Here is a 22,604-nt window from a genome sequence, read left to right on the forward strand (position 1 = left end):
GGGGGCTGGCCCCCGAGTCGTTGACGGGAACGGGTAGGGGCGGCGGGGGCGAGAACCCCCCAGCTCAACCCCCACCCCCCCGAACAAGGAGCCACGTTGCACTACCGCGAGCACTTCGACCGGCAGGTCACCGTCGAGGACGTCTGGATCCCCACCCGCGACCCGCACACCCACCTCCACGCCCGCATCTGGCGCCCCACGGACGCAGACACGACCCCTGTCCCCGCCCTCCTCGAATACCTCCCCTACCGCAAGACAGACTGGACCGCCCCCAGGGACGCCCAACGCCACCCCTGGTACGCGGGCCACGGCTACGCCTCCGTCCGCGTGGACATCCGCGGCCACGGCGACAGCGAGGGCACCCCCGGCGACGAGTACGACGCCCAGGAACTCGCGGACGGCGTGGACGTCGTCAACTGGCTGGCCGAGCAGCCCTGGTGCACCGGCAAGGTCGGCATGTTCGGCATCTCCTGGGGCGGCTTCAACGCCCTCCAGATCGCCGCCCTCGCCCCCGAACCGCTGAAGGCGATCGTCACCGTCTGCTCGACGGACGACCGCTACGACAACGACGTGCACTACATGGGCGGCGCCGTCCTCGGCGTGGACATGCTCGCCTGGGCGGGCACGATGCTCGCGTTCGCCTCCCGCCCGCCGGACCCGGCCAGCGTGGGCGCGGACCGCTGGCTGCCGATGTGGCGCGAGCGCCTCGAAGCCCTCGAACCCTTCCTGCACACCTGGCTGGCCCACCAGCAGCGCGACGACTACTGGCGGCACGGCAGCGTCTGCGAGGACTACACGGCGATCGACGCCGCGGTCCTCGCCGTCGGCGGCTGGAACGACCCGTACCGGGACACCGTGCTGCGGCTCGTGGAGCATCTGCCCGAGGACCGTGTACGCGGACTCGTCGGGCCCTGGTCGCACCAATACCCCGACCGGGGCCTGCCGCCCGGCCCCGCGATCGGTTTCCTCCAGGAGACCCTGCGCTGGTGGGACCAGCACCTGAAGGACGAGGACACCGGCATCATGCGCGAGCCGCTGCTGCGCGCCTGGCTCAACGACCCGGTCCCGCCCGCCACTTCGTACGACGTGATGCCGGGCAGGTGGGTCGGTGAGCACAACTGGCCCTCCCCGAATGTCAGTTGGGACGAGCGGTCCCTCGGCCGGGGAGCCGCCCCCGTCCTCGTGCGCTCGCCCCGGCACACCGGGCTCGACGCCGGCCGGTTCTTCCCGTTCGGCAACGCGAGCGACCTGCCGCCCGACCAGCGGGAGGAGGACGGCCGTTCGGTGTGCTTCGACTCCGAGCCGCTGGACGAACGGGTGGAGATCCTCGGCCGCCCGCGCGTCCGGCTCCGCCTCGACAGCGCGACACCCCGCGCCCACGTCATCGCCCGCATCTGCGACGTGGCCCCCGACGGCTCGTCCACGCTCGTCACCCGCGGTGTCCTCAACCTGCTCAGCAGGCACGGGCGCGAGAGGGCCGTGGAGTGGACCCCGGGGACGTACGAGACGGTGGAGTTCGAGCTCAATGGCGTGGGCTATGCCTTTCCGCCGGGACACCGCATCAGGATCGCCGTCTCCGACGCGTACTGGCCCTGGGTGTGGCCGCACGGCGAGCGCGGCGAACTGACCGTGCTGCCCGCCGAGAGCGCCGTACTCCTGCCCGTGCGGGACCCCGCCTGCGACGAGGGCAATGCGCCCATCCGTTTCGAGGAGCCCGAACAGGCCGTGCCGCTCGCCGTCGCGCACGAGCGGGCCGCCGATCCGGGGCCGGAGCGGCTGGTCACGCACGACGTCGCCGAGGGGGAGTGGACGCTGGAGGTCGACCCCAACTACGGCGGCTCACGGGTCTACCCCGACGGGCTGCGGTACGAGGAGAGCGCCCGCGAGACGTACCGGATCCGCTCCGACGACCCCCTGTCCGCGCGAGCGGTCTCCGAGTGGGCCATCCGGTTGCGGCGCGGCGACGACTGGGACGCTGAGATCATCACGCGTACGGAGCTGCGGGCCACGGCCACGGAGTTCATCATGGACAGCCGGATGGAAGCACGGGCGGACGGAGAGACAGTGGTCAAGCGCGCATGGCACCGCACCACCCCGAGGACGTCCGCGTGAAGGCCGCGAGGACGCCCCGCCGTGCGGTCGCCGCGGCCGACCGCACACGCCAGCCCACCGAGGTCCGCCGCCGGCTCATCGTGGAGGCGGCCGTCCCGCTCATCGCCGAGCGCGGCTACGCGTCCGTGGGCGTGCGGGACGTCGCCGCCGCGGCCGGGGTGTCGGTGGGCACGGTCACCTACCACTTCGGCTCGGTCCAGGAGATCCTCTCCGAGGCCATGGTGCTGAACATCGAGCGCTACTACGCGGCACTGAACGAGGCCGCCGAGGAGGCGTCCGGCGGCGCCGAGGCGCTGCGGCTGCTGATCGACGCGCTGTTCACCGAGGACACCGACCGGCACTGGCGGATGTGGTTCGACTACTGGAGCGCCGGCGACCGCGACCAGGACCCCGAACAGGCCTTCGCGGGCGGGCAGGCCAAACGGTACGAGGACTGGCACGGGCAGATCCGCGCACTGGTCGAACGGGGCGTCGCCGAGGGCGAGTTCGTCTGCGCGGACCCCGCCGGGTTCACCGTCCGCTTCGCCGCGCTCTCCGACGGCCTGGCCCTGCAGCGGCTGCGGCAGGCGCCGCCGCTGAGCACGGAGGACGCGCGCCGGCACATGTACCGGCTGGTGGAGACGGAGCTGGGGACCGGCGGACGCTGAGTGCGGTGCCTTGCTCCTCAGTCCGCCGGCGCGGCCACGGCCCGGCCGATCGCCCGGCTGATCGCCCGGGTGACGCGCAGGATGCCGGGGGAGCGGACCGGGCAGGGCTTGGGCGTCGACGTCGTGGGCGCCAGGCAGAAGTGCAGGTAGTCGTCGTCGCGGTGCAGGGCGGTGCGGCGACTGGCGGGCTGCGTGCAGTACGCGCCGTGCTCACGCTCGTACGCGGTGCACGGCAGGTACTGGGTCCAGGTGTAGCGGGCCGCGGCGGCGCTCACCGCCTTTCCGGCGTCCGCGAGCAGATCGCCGGAGGCCCGCGCCTGCCGCTCGTAGACCGCGTTGACCCGCCGGACCCGGTCGGGAGTGATCGGGTCGGGGCCCTGCAGCACCCAGACGATCCTCACCCCGCTCGCGGCCTGTGCGATCTGGTCCGTCAGCCGTCCGGCGTCGTCGGTGTAGCGCGCGAAGTACTTGTCCCGCTGCTTGTCGTACGTGATGCCGTCCATGCAGGGCGTGTAGCCCCAGGCGTTGCCCCAGAACTGGAGCACCACGAAGTCCGGCCGCAGCCGGCGCACCAGGGCGGCGGCCTTGTCCTTCGGCGGGACCAGGGAATCCTCGCCGCTGCCCTCCAGGTAGTCGCACAGCGTGGTGCCGGAGTAGGGGGCGCTGGTGTAGCGCGCCCTGGCCTCGTCCCGCAGGAGCCCGCCGAGGACCTTCTGGTTCTCCATGGCGAGGGAGTCGCCGAGATACAGGACGGTGGGGCGCTCGGTGGCTCCTTCGGTGCCGGCCGCCGCGGTGTCGGCTCCGGCGCCCGCCCCGGGTGTGGCGGCCGGGCGTTGATGCGTGGTCGAGGCCGTTCTCGGGGACGAGGGCGTGGACGCGGTCCCGGGCCCCGACGAGGGATCCCCGCACGCGGTGAGCAGCAGTAATCCCGCCAGCACCCCACCGATCCACGGCCTGCTCATACGGCAACTCCCGCCCCGGCCACCGAAAACGGCCCCCAGACAAGCACAGCGGGCCGCACGGCGGAAGAGCTGAGGCGTGCGGCACCTGCCGGGACCCGGCTGTTCAGGCCGCCGCTTCCCCGGCCGCCCGCGTCACCGCCGCGAGCACCCGGTCCGTGTCGGCCCCGGACGTCCGCCAGTTGCTGAACGCGGCCCGCAGCGCATGGGTCCCTTCCAGGAAGGTCGGTGTCAGGAACGCCTCCCCGGACTCGGCGACCGCCCGGCCCAGCGCGTGCACCCGCTCCTGGGTGGGGGACCCGGCGAGGGTGAAGCAGACGACGTTCAGCCGGACCGGCGCGAGCAGGCGCAGGCCCGGTACGCGCGCGATCCCCTCGCCGAGCCGCCGGGCCTCGGCCACGTTCCGCTCGACGATCTCGCGATGCCCCTCGCGGCCGTACGCGGTGAGCGAGAACCAGGCCGGAAGCGCGCGCAGCCGACGTGAGTTCTCCGGCGTGAGATGGACGAAGTCGGGCTCCCCGGTGGGCAGTCCGAGGTAGGGCGAGGCGTTGTGGAAGACCCGTACCTGCAGTTCCCGGTGGCGGGTGAACTGCACGGCCGCGTCGTAGGGGACGTTGAGCCACTTGTGCAGATCGACGCAGACCGAGTCGGCGGCGTCGATGCCGTCGGTCAGGTGCGCGTGCTCGGGGGACAGCGAGGCGAACCCGCCGAAGGCGGCGTCCACGTGCAGCCAGAACTCGTACCGCTCCTTGAGCGCCGCGATCGCCCGCAGGTCGTCGAAGTCGACCGTGTTCACCGTGCCCGCGTTGGCCACCACCACGGCCGGACGCCCGTCCAGCGCTTCGAGCGCCTCGGCCAGCCGTGCCACGTCGACCGCCTCCCGGCCGCCGGGCAGCACCGGCAGCGTACGCAGCCGGTCGCGGCCGATGCCCAGGACGGACAGGGCCTTGGGGATGCTGGAGTGCGGGCTGCCGGAGAGCACGTCGACCGGGCCGAGCGCGGCGGCGCCCGCCTCGGAGACGCGGATCCCCTGGCGGTCGCCCAGCCACTCGCGCGCCAGGGCGAGACCGACGGTGTTCGACATGGTCGCGCCCGTCACGAAGGCGCCGTCGTGTGCCTCGCCGAGCCCGAACAGCTCCCGCAGCCAGGCCAGCGTCTCCCGTTCCAGAGCCGCCGCCGAGGAACCGTCTCCGCCGGCGGCGTTCTGGTCGTAGGCGCCGGTCAGCCAGTCCCCGGTGACCGCGGCCGGTGTCGCGCCACCGGTGACGAAGCCGAGATAGCGGGGGCCCGCGGTGGCGGCGAAGCCGGGAGCCCACGCTGCGGCGAACCGTGCGAGGGCGCCCTCCGCACCCGCGCCCTCGGCCGGGAGGGGCCGCGGATCCGGCGCCTTGTCCCACTGGACCACGGGCCGTGCCTCGATCTCCGACACCTCGCGGGCGGCGAAGTCACGGGCGGACTGGAGGAGTTCGGGGAGCCGGGAGAGATCGTCGGCGAGTGCGGGATGCATGGCGGCAGCGTAGGCGGGCAGCCGAGGGGGGAGCAGGGGCCAATCGCGGGGAACTGGCCTGATCCCGGGGAACCGGTCCCGCCCCGCAGTCCCGGAGCCGCTCCCGTACCGAATGACCCGGTTCAAGATCATGTCACCGTTTCGTTCCAGCGGGCCGGCCACCACAACCGATCTCCCCCGGCGCGTGTCTAGCTGGCAGAGATCGACCGGATCGAAGCAGAACCGAAGCGGAACCGAAGAGGAAAGGCCTGGCCATGGGGGACATTCGCAGACGGGCAGCCGTCGCACTGGGGATCACCGGGATGGTGGTGCCGCTGACCGTCGCACTGGGCGCGGTGCCCGCGCAGGCGGCCAGTTGCACCACGTCGAGCGGCCCGTACCAGAAGCAGGTGGAGAAGTTCCTCGGCCGGCCGGTCGACGGCAAGCAGTCCACCACCGACTGCAAGGCGATCAAGGCCTTCCAGACCAAGCACGGCATCACCCCGAACATCGGCTACGCCGGCTCCGTCACCTGGGGCGTGATGGACCTGATGAACAAGCAGAAGGCCGTCGGGACGAACCCGAACAAAGAAGGCAAATGCCCGGTCAACAAAGGCCGGATCGCCTGTGTGAACCTGACGCTCCAGCTCAGCTGGATCCAGGACGGCAAGAAACTCGTGTACGGACCGGTGCCGGTGCGCACGGGCCGCAACGGCTACGAGACCCGTACCGGCCTGAAGAAGATCTACTGGCGGCACATCGACCACGTCTCGTCCATCTACGACGTGCCCATGCCCTACAGCCAGTTCTTCGACGGCGGCCAGGCCTTCCACTCGGTCGGCGTGAGCATGTGGAACCCGCCCGGCTCGCACGGCTGCGTCAACATGACGACGGCGACCGCCAAGAAGTACTGGTCGCTCCTGAAGAAGAACGACGACGTCTATGTGTACGGCCGCAAGCCGGGCACCTGACCTGCCCGGTCCGGCCGTTCCCGGGAACGGCCGGACCGTACGGTGACGTCACGCCTCGGGCGCGTCCCCGAAGTCCGGGATCTCAAGGCGGGCCCCGCCCTGCCGTGCCGACTCGTGCGCGATGATGCCCGGCAGGGTGTAGCGGGCGGCCACCCAGGCGTTCACGGACGGCAGGGTGCGGGTGTTGACGGCGGTCACGAAGTCGTCCACCAGGAAGTGGTGGCTGCCCTCGTGGCCGTTGTGCAGGTTGTCGAACTCCCTCGGCAGCCGTGACCGGTCGTGCACCGGAGCCGACCCGGAGGTGAAGGCGGCCCGCAGCTCCGGCGCGATGTGCTGCAGGGAGGGGTCGTCGGGGGACATCGTGGGCTTGGGCTCCAGGAGTTCACTGATGTCCTTGACCCCCTTCTTGTCCTGCCAGAAGGCCACCGTGGCGAGCTGCTCCATGCTGGCGTCCGTCCCGAAGAACCGGAAACGCGACTCCCGGATGTGCGAGGGATAGCCCACCCGCCGGAACTCGTTGGTACGGAACGAGCCGCCGCCCGCGACCTCGAACAGCGCGGTGGCGTTGGAGAAGTCGTTGCCGAACTGGCTGATCTCCTCGTCGAAGACCCCGTCCCCGCGGTCGTCCCTGACCCCGATCGCGGACACGCTCACCGCGTGCGTCTGCCACGCCCCGAGGACCCCGCCCACCGAGTGCGTGGGGTAGAGCAGCGGGGGATAGCTGGCGGTCGCCTTCCAGTTCTCGCCGCCGCTGTACTGGTAGGCCTCGTAGAACCCGAGGTCCATGTCGTGCACGTAGTCGCCCTCGGCGTAGAAGAGCCGGCCGAAGGAGCCGTCCGCGATCTGGTTGCGGGCGTGGACGGTCGCCGGGTTGTACTGGCTGGTCTCACCCATCATGTAGGTGAGCCCGGTGGCCCGTACCGTGTCGATGATCGAGGCGATCTCCTCCTGGGTGATCGCCATCGGCACCGCGGAGTAGACGTGCTTGCCCGCGTTCAGGCCCTGGATCACCAGCGGGCCGTGGGTCCAGCGCTGGGTGAAGATCGCGACGGCGTCCACCGCCTCCGACTCCAGCATCGCCTGGTACGAGGGGAAGGTGCCCGCCAGTCCTTCGGCGGCGGCCAGTTGCTCGGCGCGCTCCGGCAGCAGGTCGGTGACGTACACGTCGCCGACACCCGGGTGGGCGAGGAACAGCTTCGCGAACTGGCCGGAGAACTGGCCGGCGCCGACGATGCCGAGGGAGAACGTCATGGAGTGTGTGCCTTTCACTGTCCGGGTCACTGTCCGGGGTGCTGTCTGAACAGGCGCTCGTGTCTCTGTGCGAGTCACTGGCCGAGGATGAAGTTGATCTGGTCGTTGGTCTTGGTCAGGCCCTTCACCGGGGCGTTGTTGGCGAAGACGTCCTGCATCGCGGGACGCATCAGGGCGTACACGTCCGCCGCGTAGTCGGTGACGGGGAAGGAGAAGGTGGTGAAGTCCTTCTTGTCCGCGACGGGCCCGGTGAACGCGGACACGTCGATGTCCTTCTTCCGGTACGCGGCGACGGCCGCCTCGGTACCGCCCGGGGTCGCGGGGAAGACGATGCCGTAGCCGCCGACGGTCCGCTGGCACTCGTCGGAGGCGAGGTAGCGCACCCACTTCTTCGCGCCGGCCTTGTTGGGGGCGTTCTTGGTGATGGAGTCGGCGAGGCCGTTCATCATGGTGGCCCGTTTGCCGGTCGGACCGGCCGGGGTGACGGCCGTCCCGACGTCGAGCCCCTTGGTGCCGTAGTACGTGGAGATCATCCAGGCGCCGTCGAACGCGGTCGCCGCCCTGCCGGAGGCGACCTGCGCGTTGGCCGGGTTGGCGCCGTCGGTGTAGTCCGTGAACGGGGCGAGGTACCCCTTCCTCGCGAGGCCGAAGTACCAGTCGACCACCTTCTGGAAGGTCTTGCTGTCGTACTGGTACGCGGTGCCCCAGCGCGCCTTGTCCGTGTACTTCCAGCCCGCCGAGGCGGCGAACGGGCTCCAGGTGGTCTGCCCGTCGCTGTCGCCGGCGCCGCCGGTGGCGAGTCCGTACACCTTCACGTGGTTCTTGTCGAAGCCCTCCTCGTCGCCGCGCTTGCCGTTCCTGTCGACGGTCAGACGCGCGATGGCCTTCTCGAAGGTGCCGCCGTCCTCGGGGTTCCAGGACAGGTCGCCCATCTCCTGTGCGGCCAGCCCGGCCTTCTCGGTCAGCTTCTTGTTGTAGAAGAGGGCGACGGTGTCCCAGTCCTTCGGGGCGCCGTAGCGGTGACCGTCCTGGCCGGTCCAGTTGGCGGCGAGCCCCGGCTGGTAGGCGGACTCGTCGATGCCCAGGTCGTCCAGCGGTTCGAGGACGTTCAGATCGGCGAACTGCCCGAACTTCTGGATGTGGTCGGTGAACACGTCGGGCTCGGTGCCCGCGATGAAGCTCGCGGTCAGCTTGGTCCAGTAGTCGGCCCAGCCCATCTGAGTGATCTTCACGTCCAGGCCCGGGTTCTGCTTCTCGAAGTCCTTGGCGCAGGCCTGGTAGGCGGGCAGCTGGTTGGCGTCCCACAGCCAGTACGTCACCGTGTCCGAGCCTGCCCCGGCGGCTCCGCCCTGTGCGCAGCCCGTCACCAGGGACAGCGCGAGCGCCCCGGTCAGTGCCACGGCCGTACGCGTACGCATCTCCATGCCCGTCCCCTTACTTGATGCCGGTGAAGCTGATGGTGCTGACGATGCGGCGCGCGAAGAAGCCGAAGAGCACGAGCATCGGGAGGGCGGCGATGAGCGTCGCCGCCATCAGACCGGACCAGTCGTAACCGGTCTGCGGTGTCTGTGCCCGGAAGATGGCCAGGGCCACGGTGAGCACGCGCGAACTGTCGCTGTAGGACACCATCAGCGGCCAGAAGTAGTCGTTCCAGGAGGTGATGTACGTCAGCACGCCCAGGGTCAGGACGGGCGAGGACGCCATCGGCAGCATGACGCGGAAGAAGATCCGGATCTTCCCGGCCCCGTCGAGCAGCGCCGCCTCCTCCACCTCCCGGGGCACGTTCATGAAGAACTGGCGCATGAAGAACACCGCGAACGGGGTCATGAACATCGTCGGCAGCGAGATGCCCAGCAGGCTGTCCACCAGGCCGAGTTGCTTGATGAGGACGAAGTTCGGCAGCAACGTGAAGATGGTGGGCACCATCAGCCCGGCCAGGAACAGCCCGAACACCTTGTCCCGGCCGCGCCACCGCAGCCGGGCGAAGGCGTACGCGGCCATGGCGGAGAAGAGGATCTGGCAGACGGTGATCAGGGTGGACACGACCACCGAGTTGAGCAGATAGCGCCAGAACTTCAGCCCGCCGCCCGAGCCGCCCTGGGCGATGGCCTCCTCGGTGGACTGCAGGCCCAGAGCCCGTTCGAAACCCCCGGTCGTCGGGTCCACGGGCAGCACATCACCGGGGTGGGCCGCCAGGGCCGTGTTCGAGGACAGCGCGGTGCGCAGGATCCAGTAGAACGGCAGCAGGGTGATGAGGACCATCGCGGCCATCACCGCCCAGGCCAGGACCTTCCCTGGCGAGAGCCTTCGGCGCTGTGGCCGTACCTTCGTCGTCGTTGCCGTCACGGCGGTCATGTCGGTCGCTCCCTTCGTCAGCCGAGGTCGGTCTGGCCGGCCCGGGTGAGCCGGTACTGGAGGATGGTGATCGCGCTGAGCACGGCCAGGAGCGCCACGGACATCGCCGAGGCGTAGCCGAACTGGAAGCGGCCGAACGCCGAGCCGTAGATGTAGAACTGGAGGACGTTGGTGGCGTTCGCGGGACCGCCGTTCGTCGTCACCGCCACCGTGTCGAAGACCTGGAACGAGCCGATCACGGTCATGATCAGCACCACCGCCAGCACCGGCCGCAGCAGCGGCATGGTGATGCGCCAGAACATCCGCCACTCGCTCGCGCCGTCCACCTTCGCGGCCTCGTACATGTCGTTCGGGATGGCCTGCAGGCCGGCGAAGAGCAGCAGCGCGGTGTAGCCGACGTGCCGCCAGACGTTGATCAGCGCGATCGTCGGGATCGCCCAGGTCTCGTCCGCCAGGAACGGGACGCGGTCGAAGCCGAGGCCCGCGATGATCTCGTTGCCGATGCCGAGCTGGGTGTCGAGCATCCACAGCCAGACGATGCCGGCCACGACGTTCGACATCAGATACGGGGTGAGCACGACCCCGCGCAGCACCGCGGACTGGGTGAGGCGCTGCAGCAGGACGGCGATGGCCAGCGCGGAGACCGTCTGGACCCCGATGTTGATGAACACGTACTCGACGGTGACCTTCAGCGAGTCCCAGAAGATGGGATCGTTGACCATGCGCCGGTAGTTGTCGAGGCCGACCCACTCGGCCGGTGTCAAAAGATTGAAGCGGGTGAAGCTCAGATAGATGCCGCGCAGGGTCGGCCAGAACAGGAAGACCAGGAAACCGAGCATGGCCGGTGCGATGAACAGCGCCGCCAGCGCCCCGTCGCCGCCACCGTCACGTGCTCGCTTCCTGCCGCTCCTCGGCTTCGGAGCTGTCCCCTCGACGTCGCGCGGTGACAGACGCGACGGTGGGCTGCTTGAGGCGACGGTCATCGGGAGACTCCCTCGTCTGCGGCTCGTCCTCGGGCCCCACTTACTTTTGGGCCGAAAGAATCCAGCCGTCAAGAGGTCTGCGCATAACTTTTTCTCCCAGGCTTCGATGGGCTTACGCGGCCTGGGGTGGCATCATTACTTCTGCACCGAAAGAAACGACGAGGGGGTCGGACATGACCGCACGCGCCGCCAGCTGGCTGCCGCTCAGCCCCGGCGAACGCTCCGTGGCGATCGAGGTCCTGACCCACGGGCCTCTGTCGCGCAGTGACATCGCCCGCCGTCTCGACCTGTCCGCGGGCAGCCTGACCCGGCTCACCAAACCGCTCATCGAGTCGGGCCTGCTGGTCGAGGTCCCCGAGAGCAACGCGCTCCCGGACGCCGAGGTGCGCCAGGGCCGGCCCTCCCAGCCCCTCGACATCGTCGCCGAGTCCCGCACCTTCATCGGCTTCAAGATCACCGAGGACATGGTCTACGGGGTCGTCACGACCCTCAGGAGCGACATCGTCGCCCGCCACGACCTGCCCCTGACCGGCCACGATCCGCAGCATGTGGTGGAGGTGCTGCAGGCGGCCACCAAGGAGTTCGCCCGGCAGTTCCCCGGCCTCGCCGGGATCGGCATCGGACTGGGCGGGCGCGCCTCGGACCGCTCCGTCGTCGACGAGTCCGCCTTCCTCGGCTGGCGCGACGTCCCGCTCGCGCGGCTCCTCCAGGAGCGCACCGGGCTGCCCGTGGTCGTCGAGAACGACGTGAACGCCCTCGTCGAGGCCGAGAGCTGGTTCGGGGCGGGCCGCGGCCTCGACCGGTTCGCGGTCCTCACCATCGGCGCGGGCCTCGGCTACGGCCTGGTCAGCGGCGGCAAGCGGGTGGTGACCGCCGAGGACGGACGCGGGGTCGGCCGCTTCTGGATGGTGCACCCGAACGGCCCGCTCACCCCCGAGGGCGAGCGCGGCAGCGCCATCTCCCTGCTCACCATCCCGAGCATCCGCTACCAGGTCCGGGCCGCCACCGGCCGTGACGTCTCGTACGACGAGGTCCTCGCGCTGGCCGCCGAGGGCGAACCCATGGCCGCCCGGGTCGTCGACGAGGCGGCGCGCGCCCTGGGCACCCTCGTCGCGCAGATCGCCAACTTCGCCATGCCCGAGAAGATCCTCCTCGCCGGCGAGGGAGTGGGCCTGGTCGACGTGGCCGGTCCGGTGGTCGAGCAGGCGGTCCTGGCCAACCGCCATCCGCAGGCCGACCCGGTCAACCTGGAGACCAAGGTGTCCGACTTCCACGACTGGGCGCGCGGCGGCGCCGTACTGGCCATCCAGACGCTGGTCCTGGGCTCCGGCTCCGTCTGACGGTCCGACCGGCACGGCCGTGCGATACGGGGAATTGACGCCGTGGTGCTTGTCACAGCCATCGAAAGGCGGTAAGGATCACAGTCTCCACTCACATGGTCTTCACGCACAGCCCCGTATGATTCACGCTATGTCCACCACTCACCGTCGTGCGCCGGGAGCCACGCAAAGATCAGCCGCCGAGGTCAACGAAGAGATCCGGGCCCTGTGGCTCCGGGCCGGCGGAACGCTGAGCGGTGAACAGCGGCGGGACTACCAACGACTGGTCCTGGAATGGGCGGCGGCAGCCCCCCGGCCCGACACGCACGCGGACTCCACGCAGGCGGCCTGACACAGCCGGCCCGGCTGATCGGTCCGCCTCCGCGTCCCGTCAACACCGCTGCACCCCTCGCCCCTTCACCGCCCGGCCCTCGTCGCTCGCTCAGCCCTTCATCGCCCCCTGCAGCAGTCCCGCGATGAAGCTGCGCTGGAAGGCGACGAAGAGGATCAGGATCGGCAGCATCACGATGATCGTCCCCGCCGCCAGGGTGGGGATGTCCGTGCTGTTCTGCCCGACGAAGAACCCGAGACCCGCGGGCGCCGTGTGCTTCGTGGTGTCCTGGATGAGGACCAGCACCAGCAGGAACTGGTTCCACGACCACATGAAGACCAGCAGCCCGAGCGTCATCAGGGACGGCCGGGCCAGCGGCAGCAGGATCCGTACCAGGATCGTCGCCGACGAGGCGCCGTCCATCCGGGCCGCCTCCACCAGTGACATGGGCGTCGACAGGAAGTGCGTACGCATCCAGAACACGCTGAACGGCATGAACAGCGCGATCTCCACCAGGATCACGCCCAGGTACGAGTTGGTCAGCCCGAGGTTGCGCAGATCGAAGTAGAGCGGCACCACGATCAGTTCGACCGGGATCGTGAGACCCGCGATGAAGAACGCCGCCATCGCGTTGCCCCCGGGGAGCTTCATCGTGCCCAGCGCGTAGCCGGCCAGCGCGGACAGGACCAGACAGGCCGGCACGACACCGACCGCGATGATCAGGCTGTGCCGGATCAGGTCGGAGAACCCGGCCACCGACCACGCCGTCTCGTAGTTGTCCCAGCTCCACCGCTCCGGCCAGGTCAGCCCCACCACCGGCGTGCCCGCGGGCTGGAGCGAGGCGAGGAAGACACTGAGGAACGGAATCACGACGACGATCGCCATGACGCTCAGCAGCGCATAGCCGGACCAGCGTTCCGAGCGCGCGACGGTGTTCATGTCCGATCCCTCGACAGTCGGTTGATGAGGTAGACGATCGCGAGTATCAGGACGCCCAGCACGACGGCCAGGGCGGCGGCGAGCCCCACCTTGCCCTCGGAGAACGCCAGCCGGTACACGAGGAGACCGGGAACCGTCGTCTGCTCGCCGGGACCGCCGTTCGTCGTCACGTACACGATGTCGAAGCTGGCCAGCGCGGCCACCGTCGTCACGGTCATGGCCACCGCGAGTTCACCGCGCAGATGCGGCAGCGTCACGGACACGAACTCCCGGACCGGGCCCGCCCCGTCGATCCGGGCCGCCTCGTACAGGCTGGGGTCCACCTTCTGCACACCGCTGAGGAAGAGCATCATGCACAGCCCGCTCAGCACCCAGGTGCCGACGAGCCCCACGGCGATCAGCGCGAAGTCGAAGTCGCCCAGCCACGCCCGCGCCACACTGTCCAGACCCACCGCGCGCAGCGCCTGGTTGACCACCCCGTCGTCCCCGTACAGCCACCGCCAGGTCACACCGACCGCGACGAGCGGCACGACCTGCGGCAGCATGAACAGGAAGCGGTACGCGCCCATGCCCGGCCGCCGGTACCGGGCCAGCAGGCCCGCCGACAGCAGTCCGAGCACGATCGGCACGAAGGAGAAGAACACCACCAGCACCAGGGCGTTGAGCACCGTGCGGCGCAGGATCGGGTCCTGGAAGATCTCCGTGTAGTTGCCGAGCCCGACCCATTCGCCGAGCGTGACCCCGTCCCAGTCGAACAGCGACAGATACGCGGTGTGCAGGGCGGGCAGCACCGCGAAGGCGACGTAGAAGGCGAACGCGGGCAGCACGTACACGTACCCGCGCCACCGCCTGCGTGCCTCCCGGCTGCGGACGGGCGGCCTACTCCCCATGATGGTCCTCCCACTCGTCCTGCAGAGAGTCGAGGTAGTCCGCGGGTGTCACGCGGTCCGCGATGAGCTTCTGGACGCCGGAGCGCAGCCGGTCGAGCATCGCGGGCGCGGCGAAGTCGGGGAACGTCGTGATGCCGTCGTCGGCGACGGCCCGCCGGTGTCCCTCCGCGATGTCCGCGAGCACACCCGTCGGCTTCTTCACGGCGTCGGGGTTGGGCGGCATGAAGCCGTTGTCGCTGATGATCTGGCCGGCCTCGGGGGAGGTCAGGAAGTCGAGGAACGCGCCCGCCGCCTGGGGGTGTTGGGTCTTGGCCGACACGGCGTACGACACGCTGAACCCCGAGGCCACCGTGGGGGAGCCGGCCTGTACGCCGGGCATCGGGAAGAACCCGACGTTGTCCCCCATGACGGTGGCGAGCTGCCCGGCCGCCCAGTTGCCGTTGATCAGGAAGACGCTGTCGCCCTTGGCGAACTGGGCGGTCGAGTCGACCTGCGCGGTGCCGTTCGCGGACTCGTTGTAGTACCCCTTGCGGCCCCAGTCGATCACGAGTTCGCTGGCCTCGACCGCCGCCGGGTTCTCCATCGTGGCGCCCTTCTTGCCGTTGACCCAGTCCCAGTACTCGTCCGTGGGCATCAGCTGGTTGAGCAGGGCGGCCCACAGATGCAGTCCGCCGGAGTCGAGCGCACCGACCCCGAGCGGGGTCAGGTCCGCTTCCTTGGCGGCGGCGAGCTGCTTCTCGAACTCCTCCAGCGTCTTGGGAGGAGCGTCCATCCCGGCCTTCGCGGCGAGTTCCTTGTTGTAGTAGATGCCGGTCATGGACAGTCCGGCCGGGACCCCGAACAGGGCACGCCCGCCGGTCGCCTCACTCGTCTGCCCCGCCGTCAGCTGGTCGAGGCTGACCGGGGGGATGGCCTTGTCCCAGCCGTACGCCTCCCGGTAGGGCGCCAGATCGAGGATGTGGCCGTCCGCCGCGAGGTCCGTCATCCCGACCGCGTACTGCGCGATGTCGGGAGCGGTGTCGGAGGTCATGGTCAGCTTCAGGTTCTGCACGTAGTCCGAGAACGTCTTGTACTGCGGCTCCACATCGATGTCCGGGTGGTCCTTCTCGAACGCGGCGATCAGCGCGTCCACCATCAACGGGGCGTCGGCGAACTGCAGATGCAGCGTGACGTCCCCCTCCGGCACGGCGGTCGACGACGGCACGCTGGTGGGACCCGGCACCGCCGTCGCGCTGCCCGGGGTGAGCGCGTCGCACGCCGCGAGCGGCAGCACGAGGGCGACGGCGCAGACCGTCGCGGCGATGCGGCGGCGCACCCGGTGTGTGCTGTCCATCATCGGCCTCCTTGCGTGGCCTCGTCGGTCGGATCGGTACGTCAGTCTCTCGGGCAGCGGTCCCTGTACCGCTCCAGCAGCGCGTCGTTGTGGCGCTCGGCGTCGCCGTCCGTGTTCTGGCTGACGAGCAACGGCGGTGTCCTCCCGTGGCGTTCGACGAGCAGCTGCGCCGCCCGGCAGGTCAGCGCGTTGACGAGAGCCGCCCCCAGCACCGTCGACAGGGCTCCCACGGCCAGCTCGCCCAGCGGCACCACCGTGTCACCGGGGCTGCCGTGGGTGTCGATGACGATGTCGGCGACGTCGAGCAGCCGCCGGCCGCCGATGTGCCGGGACTCGGCGGCCAGGGAGTGCGCCCGGCTGGTGACGGCGACGACGGTCGCGCCTAACTCCTGTGCACCGAGGGCGAATTCGACGGGCACGGCGTTGATCCCCGAGTTGGAGACCACGATCACCACTTCACCCGACCTGATGTCAGCCGTACGGAGTACGGCCGCCGCGTAGCCGCTGACGCGTTCGGCCGCGCCGACGTGGCGCGGGGCGACGGGGGAGAGCGCCGGGTCGGCGATGACGTTGACCGGCGCGAGTCCGCCGGCGCGCTGCAGCGGTTCGACGGCGACGAGTTGTGAGTGGCCGCTGCCGAAGTAGTGGACGACACCTCCGGCCGCGATGCTGTCCGCGACGGCCCGGGCGGCACGCTCGATCGCGGGCCGCTCGGCGGTGGCCAGCGCGGTGAGGTTCTCCTGGAGAGCGGCGAAGTAGACGAGATCGGCGTTCATCGTGTCGAGGCCACCTGAGGTGTCGAACGGAGCCGCTGATGTGGCTGTGGACCGTACCAGAGGGGTCGGGGGATGCCCAGCCCCGCGACCAACCGGCTCTCTTTCCGGTCGACTTCCTTGACCGGTCCGAGTGGCACGGCTAGCTTCGAGAGTTCTGTGGTACGTACCACGACTCACAGGAGTGGTCCGGACGATGACATCTCCCGAGGAAGCGGGCGCGGGAACCCCGGCCGCCCGGCAACTGCTGCGGCGCCTCCTGGGGGACCGGGCCGCGGAGTTCACCGCCGAAGTCGTCCCCCAAGGCGCCGGACCCGACTGGTACGAGGTCGACGCCGGGCCCGGGGGAGTGGCCCTGCGCGGCTCCAGCGGGGTCGCGGTCGCCTCGGCGCTGCGCTGGTATCTCCGGAGCGCCTGCGGTACGCAGATCACCTGGGACGCCCCCGTTCCCCGCCTTCCCGACCGGCTGCCGCGCACCGGCACGACACCCCGCACCACCTCCCCGTACCCGCACCGCTACCACTTCAACGTCTGCACCTTCGGGTACACCACCGCGTACTGGGACTGGGCGCGCTGGGAGCGCCACATCGACTGGATGGCCCTGCACGGCGTGAACACCCCGCTGGCGATGACCGGCCTGGAAGCGGCCTGGCAACGCGCCCTCATGAACACCGGCCTCGACGACGCGACCGCCCGCAGCTTCCTCGGCGGACCGGCCTACCTGCCGTGGAACTGGCTCGCCTCCCTCGACGGCTGGTCCGGTCCGCTGCCGCAGAGCTGGATCGACGGACACGTCGACCTCGGCCGCCGCATCCTCGGCCGGGAACGCGCCCTGGGCATGCGGCCGGTCCTCCAGGGCTTCTCCGGACACGTCCCCGAGGAGCTGATCGCGAGCCGGGACGCCCGGTCGACGACCCTTCCCTGGTGGGACTTCGAGGTCGGCATGCTGGATCCGCGCGACCCGCTCTTCGAGGAGTTCGGCACCACCCTGCTGACCGAGCAGAACCGGCTGTTCGGCACCGACCACCTGTACGCCGCAGACCCGTTCATCGAGACGACACCACCGGTGACCGACCCCGCCGACCTCGCCCGGGTCGCGCGGGCGGTGCACGGCGTGATGACCGCGGTGGACGAACGGGCCACCTGGGTGCTCCAGGCCTGGCCCTTCTCCTACCGCGCCCGCTACTGGACACCGGAGCGCACCGCGGCCTTCCTGGACGCCATCCCCGACGACTCGATGCTGATCCTCGACCTGTGGGCCGAACACCGGCCGGTCTGGCGGCGCACCGACGGCTACCGCAAGAAGCCCTGGGTGTGGTGCATGCTCCACAGCCTCGGCGGCCGGCCCGGGCTCTACGGAAAACTGGACGAGATCGCCACAGGACCCGCCCGCGCCCACACCGACGCCCGCGGCGGCTCCCTGTCCGGGATCGGCGCGAGCATGGAAGCCTTCGGCGCCGACCCGGTCCTGTACGAGCTGCTGGCCGACGTCGCCTGGCAGGGCGCCGTCGACGACGTACAGGCATGGCTGGGGACGTGGACGCGGGCCCGGTACGGGCGGACGACTCCCGGGCTGCGGCGGGCCTGGGACCTGCTGCACGACAGCGTCTACGCGTCCGACGGGCCCGGGCCGCCCGGCTCCGTCGTCATCGGCCGGCCCACGCTGGAGGGCGATCTGCGGCACGAACTGCCGGTGCACCTGGCCGACCCGCCGTCGCCCGACGTACCGCCGGCGCTCGCCGAGGCCTGGGCGCTGCTGGCCGGCGAGGCGAGCCAGGAGGACAGTGCGGGACCGCTCGGCCGGGACCTGTGCGACGTCACCGCGCAGGTGCTCACCCACGCGGCGTGCGAGCGGCAGTGGCGGGCGGCGGACGCGGCCCTCGCACGGGACGCCGAAGGCTTCCACCGGGCCGCCCGCGCCCTGCTCACCACCATCGAGGACCTGGACACACTGCTGGCCACCCGCCCCGAACACCGCCTCGACGGCTGGCTCGCCGACGCCCGCGCCTGGGCCACCACCCCGGCCGAGGCCGACCTGTACGAAGCCGACGCGCGCCGCCTGCTCACCCTCTGGGGCCACACCCACAGCAAGCTCCACGACTACTCGGGCCGCCACTGGGCCGGCCTGGTCGGCACGTTCCACCTGCCCCGCTGGCGCAGCTGGTACGAGCACATCGCGCGGGCGCTGGAGACCGGAAGCCCTTACCGGGCAAAGGAGTTCGAGGCATCCCTGCTCGCTCAGGAGGAGCGGTGGGCGGCCGGCCGGAGCACGACGGCGACACCGGAGGCGGACACCGCGGGAACGACCCTCGACGTGGTGCGTACTCTGATGCCCCGCTACCGCGTCCTGCGAGGAGGCGGCGACGGCGGACAGGCGCGAACCGCGGAGTGAATGTGACGGTCGAGGACAGGCGCTCAGACGACGGCCCGGAGACGGACTCCCTCAACACGGATTCCCTCAACACGGATTCCCTCGGAACGGATTCCCTCGGAACGGATTCCTTCGAGGCGGACTCCTTCAAGCACGAGACGCTGCGGCGGCGGCTCCAGGCGGACATCGCCCGGATGCGCCCGGACGAGGCGCTGCCCACCGAACGGCGGCTCGCCGAGCGGTACGACGTCAGCCGGGCGACCGCCCGGCGCGCGCTCCAGGCCCTCCGCGAGGACGGCCTCATCCGCAGTGTGCGGGGCGTGGGAACGTTCGTCTCCCACCCCCACGTCACCAAGACGTCGACGCTCACCTCGTTCTCCGAGGACCTGCGCTCGCGCGGCTACCGGCCCAGCGCCGAACTCCTCGCCGCCGAGGTGGTGGAGGCCGACCTGCACCACTCCACGGCCCTCGGCGTCGACCCCGGCACCCCCCTCCACCGCATCGAACGCCTGCGCCTCGGTGACGGCTTCCCCATCTGCCTGGAGACCGTCTACCTCTCCGCCGAGCGCTTCCCCGACCTGGACGAGTCGCTCCTCAAGGGCTCGCTCTCGGAGGCCCTGCAGAACACCCAGGGCGTCCGGGTCGTACGGGCCACCCAGCAGATCCGCGCGGTGAACGTCACCGGCCGCAAGGCCCGGCTGCTCGGCGTCAAGGAGGGCTCCGCCGCCCTGCTGGTCCGCCGTACGGCGTTCGACGGGACGGGCCACGTCGTCGAGTACGGCGAATCCCTGTGCCGGGGCGACCTGTACGAGTTCTCGCTGGTGGTCACCAAGTAACGGCCCGCGTCCCGGCATGCGGCGCGGCGCGCTGTTCCGGCCCGCTGTTCCGGCCCGCTCTCCCGGTCCGCTCTGCCGTCGGCGAATCTGCTGAGGGCCGAGATTCCTTCCGCGCCGCCGGCGGCGGACCGAGGGTGGGGACACCGCGGCACACCGGGCCGCGCCACCACCAGGAGGAGCGATGGCACTCAGCAGCACCGGAATCCACCGAGGGCCGCGGGCCGAGGAGGGGGACACCCCTCCGTCCCGGTTCGACGACCACCTCGCCGCCCAACTCCTCAACCAGCGCATCATCTTTCTCGGCACCCAGGTCGACGAGGTCTCCGCCAACCGGGTCTGCGCGCAGCTGCTCCTGCTCTCCGCCGAGGACCCCCGCACCGACATCGGCCTCTACGTCAACAGCCCGGGCGGCTCCGTCCACGCGGGCCTCGCGATCTACGACACCATGCGGCTCATCCCGAACGACGTGTCGACCCTGGCCATGGGATTCGCCGCCAGCATGGGGCAGTTCCTGCTCACCGTGGGCACCCCCGGCAAGCGCTACGCGCTCCCGAACGCGCGCATCATGATGCACCAGCCCTCCGCGGGCATCGGCGGCACCACCGCCGACATCGCCATCCAGGCCGAGAACCTCCAGTTCACCAAGGAGACCATCGAGCGCATCACCGCCGAACACACCGGCCAGAGCGAGGAGACGATCTCCCGCGACGGCGACCGCGACCGCTGGTTCACGGCCGAACAGGCCAGGGAGTACGGCATGGTCGACCGGGTCGTGGAATCGCTCGACGACGTCCGCCCGGCCTCCTCGAAGCGACGGATGGGACTCTGACATGCACCAGCACGCGACGCGCATGAGCTCGTACACGATCCCGAACGTCGTCGAGCGCACCCCGCAGGGCGAGCGCGCCTACGACATCTACAGCAAGCTGCTCGCCGAGCGGATCATCTTCCTCGGCACCGAGATCGACGACGGCGTGGCCAACGTCGTCATCGCCCAATTGCTCCACCTGGAGTCGGCGGCGCCCGAGCAGGAGATCGCCATCTACCTCAACTCACCGGGCGGCTCGTTCACCTCGCTGATGGCGATCTACGACACGATGAGCTTCGTCAGCGCGCCCGTCTCGACGTTCTGCGTCGGCCAGGCCGCCTCGACCGCGGCGGTGCTCCTGGCGGGCGGGGACCCCGGCCGGCGCTTCATCCTGGAGCACGCGCGGGTGCTGCTCGGGCAGCCCGCGAGCGGCGGTGCGCGAGGCACCGTCTCCGACCTGGGCCTGCAGGCCAAGGAGATGATCCGGATCCGCTCCCAGGTCGAGGAGGTCCTGTCCCTGCACACCCACCACCCCGTCGAGACCCTGCGCGCCGACATGGACCGCGACAAGGTCTTCACCGCGCAGGAGGCGGTGGCCTACGGACTCGCCGACGAGGTGCTGAGCCGGCGGCTGTCCGCGGTCGCCGCCTGAGTCGGTCCCGGGCCCGTTCCGGGCGTCAGGCGGCGAGCCGGACCTCGCCGTACCGGGAGGTCGCCTCCGTGCGCCGGGGCGCCGTACGCGACCTGAGAGGCGTGGGCCGCTCCCGGCGCACGAGACGGCGGTGCGACAGGGCGAGCAGATCGGCGAGGCCGAGCCCGAGCGCGTGCGCGGCGGCCGCGAGGACCTCGGACGAGGCCTCCTTGCGGCCGCGCTCCAGCTCGGAGAGGTACGGCATCGAGATACGGGCCGCCTCGGCGACCTCCTTGAGCGTCCGCTCCTGCGCGAGCCGCTCCCGCCGCAGGACCTCGCCCACGACGTCCCGCCACAAGGGCTCCCTGGGCGCCGGTCCGGCCGGCTCCGAAGGCGCCGCCGGCTCGGCCGGGACGGGTCGCAGGGGAATGACGCGGGCTCGGTTCGACGCGTGGCTGCTCACCCCTCCACCCTAGGAAGCCCGGCCCGTTTCGGGCACCCCGCCGCGTTCTGCCCTCGGCGAATCACTTCCCCCGGGGTGCCTCAGTGCAGGTGCGGTTCGTCCCGGTGCACCGGACCGTGCGCGGCCTCGCAGTGCGTGTCGTCGGCGAGGCCGCCACCGGTACGGACGTCCAGGACGTCCTTCGGGGCGTGGTCGACCTGGAGGGTGGTGTGGCTGACCTCGTAGTCGCACTGCAGGATCTTCTCCAGGTCCCGGCGCACGGTGTGGCAGTCCGCCACGGGCTCGACCAGGACGTGCGCGGACAGCGCGGGAGTCCCCGAGGTGATCGTCCATACGTGCAGGTCGTGCACCTCGGCGACCGAGGAGTGCGCGGCCAGCCGGTCCCCGATGGCGTCCGGGTCGAGATGCGCGGGCGCCGCCTCCAGGAAGATCCGCCCCGACTCCCGTACGAGCGCGTAGCCCGCCTTGAACATGAGGGCCACCACGACCAGTGTGGCGATGGCGTCGGCGCGGGCGAAGCCGGTCAGCAGGACCACGAGGCCCGCGATCGCGGTACCGATGAACGCGAACAGGTCGTTGAGGATGTGCTGGTAGGCACCCTCCACGTTCAGCGAGGTGCGGTTGGCCTTCGAGATGCACCAGGCCGCCGCCACGTTCACCGCGATGCCCGCGAGGGCCGTGTAGAACATCAGCCCGCCCTCGACCGCGGGCGGATCGAACAGCCGCCGCACCGCCTCGTACGCCAGCCAGGCACCGAGCAGCAGCAGCGTCAGCCCGTTCGCCTGGGCGGAGAGGATCTCGGCCCGCTTCAGCCCGTACGTGAAGCCGCCGCGGGCCGGGCGCTCGGCGAGCCGCATCGCGATCAGGGCCAGCACGATGGACACGGCGTCGGTGAGCATGTGCGCGGCGTCGGAGATCAGGGCGAGCGACTGGGCGACGACGCCGATGACGACCTCGACCGCCATGAACGTCGCGATCAGTGTCAGCGCGATCGCGAGCCAGCGGCGGTCCGCGTCCGCGGTCACACCGTGCGAGTGCCCCGCGTGCCCGCCCGACCCGTGCTCGTGGCCGTGGTGCGCGCTCATGAGAGTCCCCCTCGTTGCGGTGTCCGACGGGTGTCCGACACCCGCAGTGAAGCGCACCTCG

General features: G+C 70.6%; 21 protein-coding genes. 9 read left to right on the forward strand and 12 right to left on the reverse strand.

Translation table 11 applies throughout. The features are described 5' to 3' along the window. Positions 1–96: 96 nt before the first annotated feature. On the forward strand, positions 97–2,112 hold the full coding sequence (locus ACFWGJ_RS19355; protein WP_387325861.1) for a CocE/NonD family hydrolase: 2,016 nt from the start codon (positions 97–99) through the stop codon (positions 2,110–2,112). Beyond that, entirely contained in the window at positions 2,079–2,759 is a 681-nt protein-coding gene (locus ACFWGJ_RS19360; protein ID WP_387325863.1) for a TetR/AcrR family transcriptional regulator, read from the forward strand. Before ACFWGJ_RS19355 ends, ACFWGJ_RS19360 begins: the two co-directional genes overlap by 34 nt. 17 nt (positions 2,760–2,776) lie before the next feature. On the opposite strand, the gene ACFWGJ_RS19365 is transcribed toward ACFWGJ_RS19360, so the two are convergent. Both ACFWGJ_RS19365 and ACFWGJ_RS19370 read right to left on the reverse strand, forming a co-directional pair. Then, positions 2,777–3,721 (reverse strand): SGNH/GDSL hydrolase family protein, encoded by a 945-nt coding sequence (locus tag ACFWGJ_RS19365; RefSeq protein ID WP_381833249.1) that lies wholly within the window; start codon positions 3,719–3,721, stop codon positions 2,777–2,779. A 103-nt stretch (positions 3,722–3,824) separates the two neighbouring features. Continuing rightward, positions 3,825–5,225 carry a pyridoxal phosphate-dependent decarboxylase family protein gene (locus tag ACFWGJ_RS19370; protein ID WP_387325866.1) on the reverse strand — a complete coding sequence of 467 codons (1,401 nt, stop codon included), beginning with the start codon at positions 5,223–5,225 and terminating at the stop codon, positions 3,825–3,827. 254 nt (positions 5,226–5,479) lie between these two features. On the opposite strand from ACFWGJ_RS19370, the gene ACFWGJ_RS19375 reads away from it, so the two are divergent. Continuing rightward, positions 5,480–6,175, forward strand: a complete 696-nt coding sequence (locus ACFWGJ_RS19375) for a L,D-transpeptidase family protein (protein ID WP_387325868.1) — start codon at positions 5,480–5,482, stop codon at positions 6,173–6,175. A gap of 48 nt (positions 6,176–6,223) precedes the next feature. Here ACFWGJ_RS19375 and ACFWGJ_RS19380 read toward each other — a convergent pair whose 3' ends face one another. The 4 genes from ACFWGJ_RS19380 to ACFWGJ_RS19395 form a co-directional block, all read right to left on the reverse strand. Continuing rightward, a complete protein-coding gene (locus tag ACFWGJ_RS19380) occupies positions 6,224–7,426 on the reverse strand; it encodes a Gfo/Idh/MocA family protein (RefSeq protein ID WP_387325871.1) in 1,203 nt (400 codons plus the stop codon). 74 nt (positions 7,427–7,500) lie between these two features. After that, positions 7,501–8,844, reverse strand: coding sequence for an ABC transporter substrate-binding protein (locus ACFWGJ_RS19385; RefSeq protein WP_387325920.1), 1,344 nt, complete (start codon positions 8,842–8,844; stop codon positions 7,501–7,503). A 16-nt stretch (positions 8,845–8,860) separates the two neighbouring features. Further along, the gene (locus ACFWGJ_RS19390; protein WP_387325873.1) at positions 8,861–9,781 is read right to left on the reverse strand and encodes a carbohydrate ABC transporter permease; all 921 of its coding nucleotides are present in this window, start codon (positions 9,779–9,781) and stop codon (positions 8,861–8,863) included. A 17-nt stretch (positions 9,782–9,798) separates the two neighbouring features. After that, on the reverse strand, positions 9,799–10,764 hold the full coding sequence (locus ACFWGJ_RS19395; protein WP_387325875.1) for a carbohydrate ABC transporter permease: 966 nt from the start codon (positions 10,762–10,764) through the stop codon (positions 9,799–9,801). Positions 10,765–10,937: 173 nt separating this feature from the next. Here ACFWGJ_RS19395 and ACFWGJ_RS19400 point away from each other — a divergent pair, with 173 nt between their 5' ends. Together ACFWGJ_RS19400 and ACFWGJ_RS19405 are read left to right on the forward strand one after the other, a co-directional pair. After that, on the forward strand, positions 10,938–12,104 hold the full coding sequence (locus ACFWGJ_RS19400; protein ID WP_387325877.1) for an ROK family protein: 1,167 nt from the start codon (positions 10,938–10,940) through the stop codon (positions 12,102–12,104). A 118-nt stretch (positions 12,105–12,222) separates the two neighbouring features. Beyond that, the gene (locus tag ACFWGJ_RS19405; RefSeq protein ID WP_387325880.1) at positions 12,223–12,435 is read left to right on the forward strand and encodes a hypothetical protein; all 213 of its coding nucleotides are present in this window, start codon (positions 12,223–12,225) and stop codon (positions 12,433–12,435) included. Positions 12,436–12,525: 90 nt separating this feature from the next. Here the strand turns inward: ACFWGJ_RS19405 and ACFWGJ_RS19410 are convergent, their stop codons facing one another. From ACFWGJ_RS19410 to ACFWGJ_RS19425, 4 genes are read right to left on the reverse strand one after another with little or no spacing between them, the layout of a single operon-like run. Beyond that, entirely contained in the window at positions 12,526–13,353 is an 828-nt protein-coding gene (locus ACFWGJ_RS19410) for a carbohydrate ABC transporter permease (protein ID WP_387325883.1), read from the reverse strand. Beyond that, a complete protein-coding gene (locus tag ACFWGJ_RS19415; protein ID WP_387325886.1) occupies positions 13,350–14,243 on the reverse strand; it encodes a carbohydrate ABC transporter permease in 894 nt (297 codons plus the stop codon). The genes ACFWGJ_RS19410 and ACFWGJ_RS19415 overlap by 4 nt, the downstream gene beginning before the upstream one ends. Continuing rightward, on the reverse strand, positions 14,233–15,579 hold the full coding sequence (locus tag ACFWGJ_RS19420; protein ID WP_387325889.1) for an ABC transporter substrate-binding protein: 1,347 nt from the start codon (positions 15,577–15,579) through the stop codon (positions 14,233–14,235). The genes ACFWGJ_RS19415 and ACFWGJ_RS19420 overlap by 11 nt, the downstream gene beginning before the upstream one ends. Positions 15,580–15,617: 38 nt before the next feature. After that, the gene (locus ACFWGJ_RS19425) at positions 15,618–16,352 is read right to left on the reverse strand and encodes a sugar isomerase domain-containing protein (protein ID WP_387325891.1); all 735 of its coding nucleotides are present in this window, start codon (positions 16,350–16,352) and stop codon (positions 15,618–15,620) included. A 193-nt stretch (positions 16,353–16,545) separates the two neighbouring features. Here ACFWGJ_RS19425 and ACFWGJ_RS19430 point away from each other — a divergent pair, with 193 nt between their 5' ends. The 4 genes from ACFWGJ_RS19430 (at position 16,546) to ACFWGJ_RS19445 (ending at position 21,016) form a co-directional block, all read left to right on the forward strand. Further along, the gene (locus ACFWGJ_RS19430; protein ID WP_387325893.1) at positions 16,546–18,741 is read left to right on the forward strand and encodes an alpha-N-acetylglucosaminidase; all 2,196 of its coding nucleotides are present in this window, start codon (positions 16,546–16,548) and stop codon (positions 18,739–18,741) included. 2 nt (positions 18,742–18,743) lie between these two features. Next, the gene (locus tag ACFWGJ_RS19435) at positions 18,744–19,556 is read left to right on the forward strand and encodes a GntR family transcriptional regulator (RefSeq protein ID WP_387325895.1); all 813 of its coding nucleotides are present in this window, start codon (positions 18,744–18,746) and stop codon (positions 19,554–19,556) included. A 181-nt stretch (positions 19,557–19,737) separates the two neighbouring features. Next, positions 19,738–20,385, forward strand: a complete 648-nt coding sequence (locus ACFWGJ_RS19440; protein ID WP_387325897.1) for an ATP-dependent Clp protease proteolytic subunit — start codon at positions 19,738–19,740, stop codon at positions 20,383–20,385. Position 20,386: 1 nt separating this feature from the next. Next, positions 20,387–21,016, forward strand: coding sequence for a ClpP family protease (locus ACFWGJ_RS19445; protein WP_387325899.1), 630 nt, complete (start codon positions 20,387–20,389; stop codon positions 21,014–21,016). A 25-nt stretch (positions 21,017–21,041) separates the two neighbouring features. Here the strand turns inward: ACFWGJ_RS19445 and ACFWGJ_RS19450 are convergent, their stop codons facing one another. Further along, on the reverse strand, positions 21,042–21,458 hold the full coding sequence (locus tag ACFWGJ_RS19450) for a helix-turn-helix domain-containing protein (protein ID WP_387325902.1): 417 nt from the start codon (positions 21,456–21,458) through the stop codon (positions 21,042–21,044). A gap of 80 nt (positions 21,459–21,538) precedes the next feature. After that, positions 21,539–22,543, reverse strand: a complete 1,005-nt coding sequence (locus ACFWGJ_RS19455; RefSeq protein WP_387325905.1) for a cation diffusion facilitator family transporter — start codon at positions 22,541–22,543, stop codon at positions 21,539–21,541. Between the last annotated feature and the right edge of the window lie 61 nt (positions 22,544–22,604).

The sequence above is a fragment of the Streptomyces sp. NPDC060205 genome (assembly GCF_042728395.1).
Lineage (GTDB): Bacteria > Actinomycetota > Actinomycetes > Streptomycetales > Streptomycetaceae > Streptomyces.

Bases quoted from the DNA above. Each gene is read 5' to 3' on its own strand.
- ACFWGJ_RS19370 (WP_387325866.1), bottom strand. From the start codon at position 5,225: ATGCATCCCGCACTCGCCGACGATCTCTCCCGGCTCCCCGAACTCCTC.
- ACFWGJ_RS19395 (WP_387325875.1), bottom strand. From the start codon at position 10,764: ATGACCGTCGCCTCAAGCAGCCCACCGTCGCGTCTGTCACCGCGCGAC.
- ACFWGJ_RS19425 (WP_387325891.1), bottom strand. From the start codon at position 16,352: ATGAACGCCGATCTCGTCTACTTCGCCGCTCTCCAGGAGAACCTCACC.
- ACFWGJ_RS19400 (WP_387325877.1), top strand. From the start codon at position 10,938: ATGACCGCACGCGCCGCCAGCTGGCTGCCGCTCAGCCCCGGCGAACGC.
- ACFWGJ_RS19415 (WP_387325886.1), bottom strand. From the start codon at position 14,243: ATGGGGAGTAGGCCGCCCGTCCGCAGCCGGGAGGCACGCAGGCGGTGG.
- ACFWGJ_RS19385 (WP_387325920.1), bottom strand. From the start codon at position 8,844: ATGCGTACGCGTACGGCCGTGGCACTGACCGGGGCGCTCGCGCTGTCC.
- ACFWGJ_RS19440 (WP_387325897.1), top strand. From the start codon at position 19,738: ATGGCACTCAGCAGCACCGGAATCCACCGAGGGCCGCGGGCCGAGGAG.
- ACFWGJ_RS19420 (WP_387325889.1), bottom strand. From the start codon at position 15,579: ATGATGGACAGCACACACCGGGTGCGCCGCCGCATCGCCGCGACGGTC.
- ACFWGJ_RS19375 (WP_387325868.1), top strand. From the start codon at position 5,480: ATGGGGGACATTCGCAGACGGGCAGCCGTCGCACTGGGGATCACCGGG.
- ACFWGJ_RS19365 (WP_381833249.1), bottom strand. From the start codon at position 3,721: ATGAGCAGGCCGTGGATCGGTGGGGTGCTGGCGGGATTACTGCTGCTC.
- ACFWGJ_RS19360 (WP_387325863.1), top strand. From the start codon at position 2,079: ATGGCACCGCACCACCCCGAGGACGTCCGCGTGAAGGCCGCGAGGACG.
- ACFWGJ_RS19405 (WP_387325880.1), top strand. From the start codon at position 12,223: ATGATTCACGCTATGTCCACCACTCACCGTCGTGCGCCGGGAGCCACG.
- ACFWGJ_RS19410 (WP_387325883.1), bottom strand. From the start codon at position 13,353: ATGAACACCGTCGCGCGCTCGGAACGCTGGTCCGGCTATGCGCTGCTG.
- ACFWGJ_RS19445 (WP_387325899.1), top strand. From the start codon at position 20,387: ATGCACCAGCACGCGACGCGCATGAGCTCGTACACGATCCCGAACGTC.
- ACFWGJ_RS19380 (WP_387325871.1), bottom strand. From the start codon at position 7,426: ATGACGTTCTCCCTCGGCATCGTCGGCGCCGGCCAGTTCTCCGGCCAG.
- ACFWGJ_RS19430 (WP_387325893.1), top strand. From the start codon at position 16,546: ATGACATCTCCCGAGGAAGCGGGCGCGGGAACCCCGGCCGCCCGGCAA.
- ACFWGJ_RS19455 (WP_387325905.1), bottom strand. From the start codon at position 22,543: ATGAGCGCGCACCACGGCCACGAGCACGGGTCGGGCGGGCACGCGGGG.
- ACFWGJ_RS19390 (WP_387325873.1), bottom strand. From the start codon at position 9,781: ATGACCGCCGTGACGGCAACGACGACGAAGGTACGGCCACAGCGCCGA.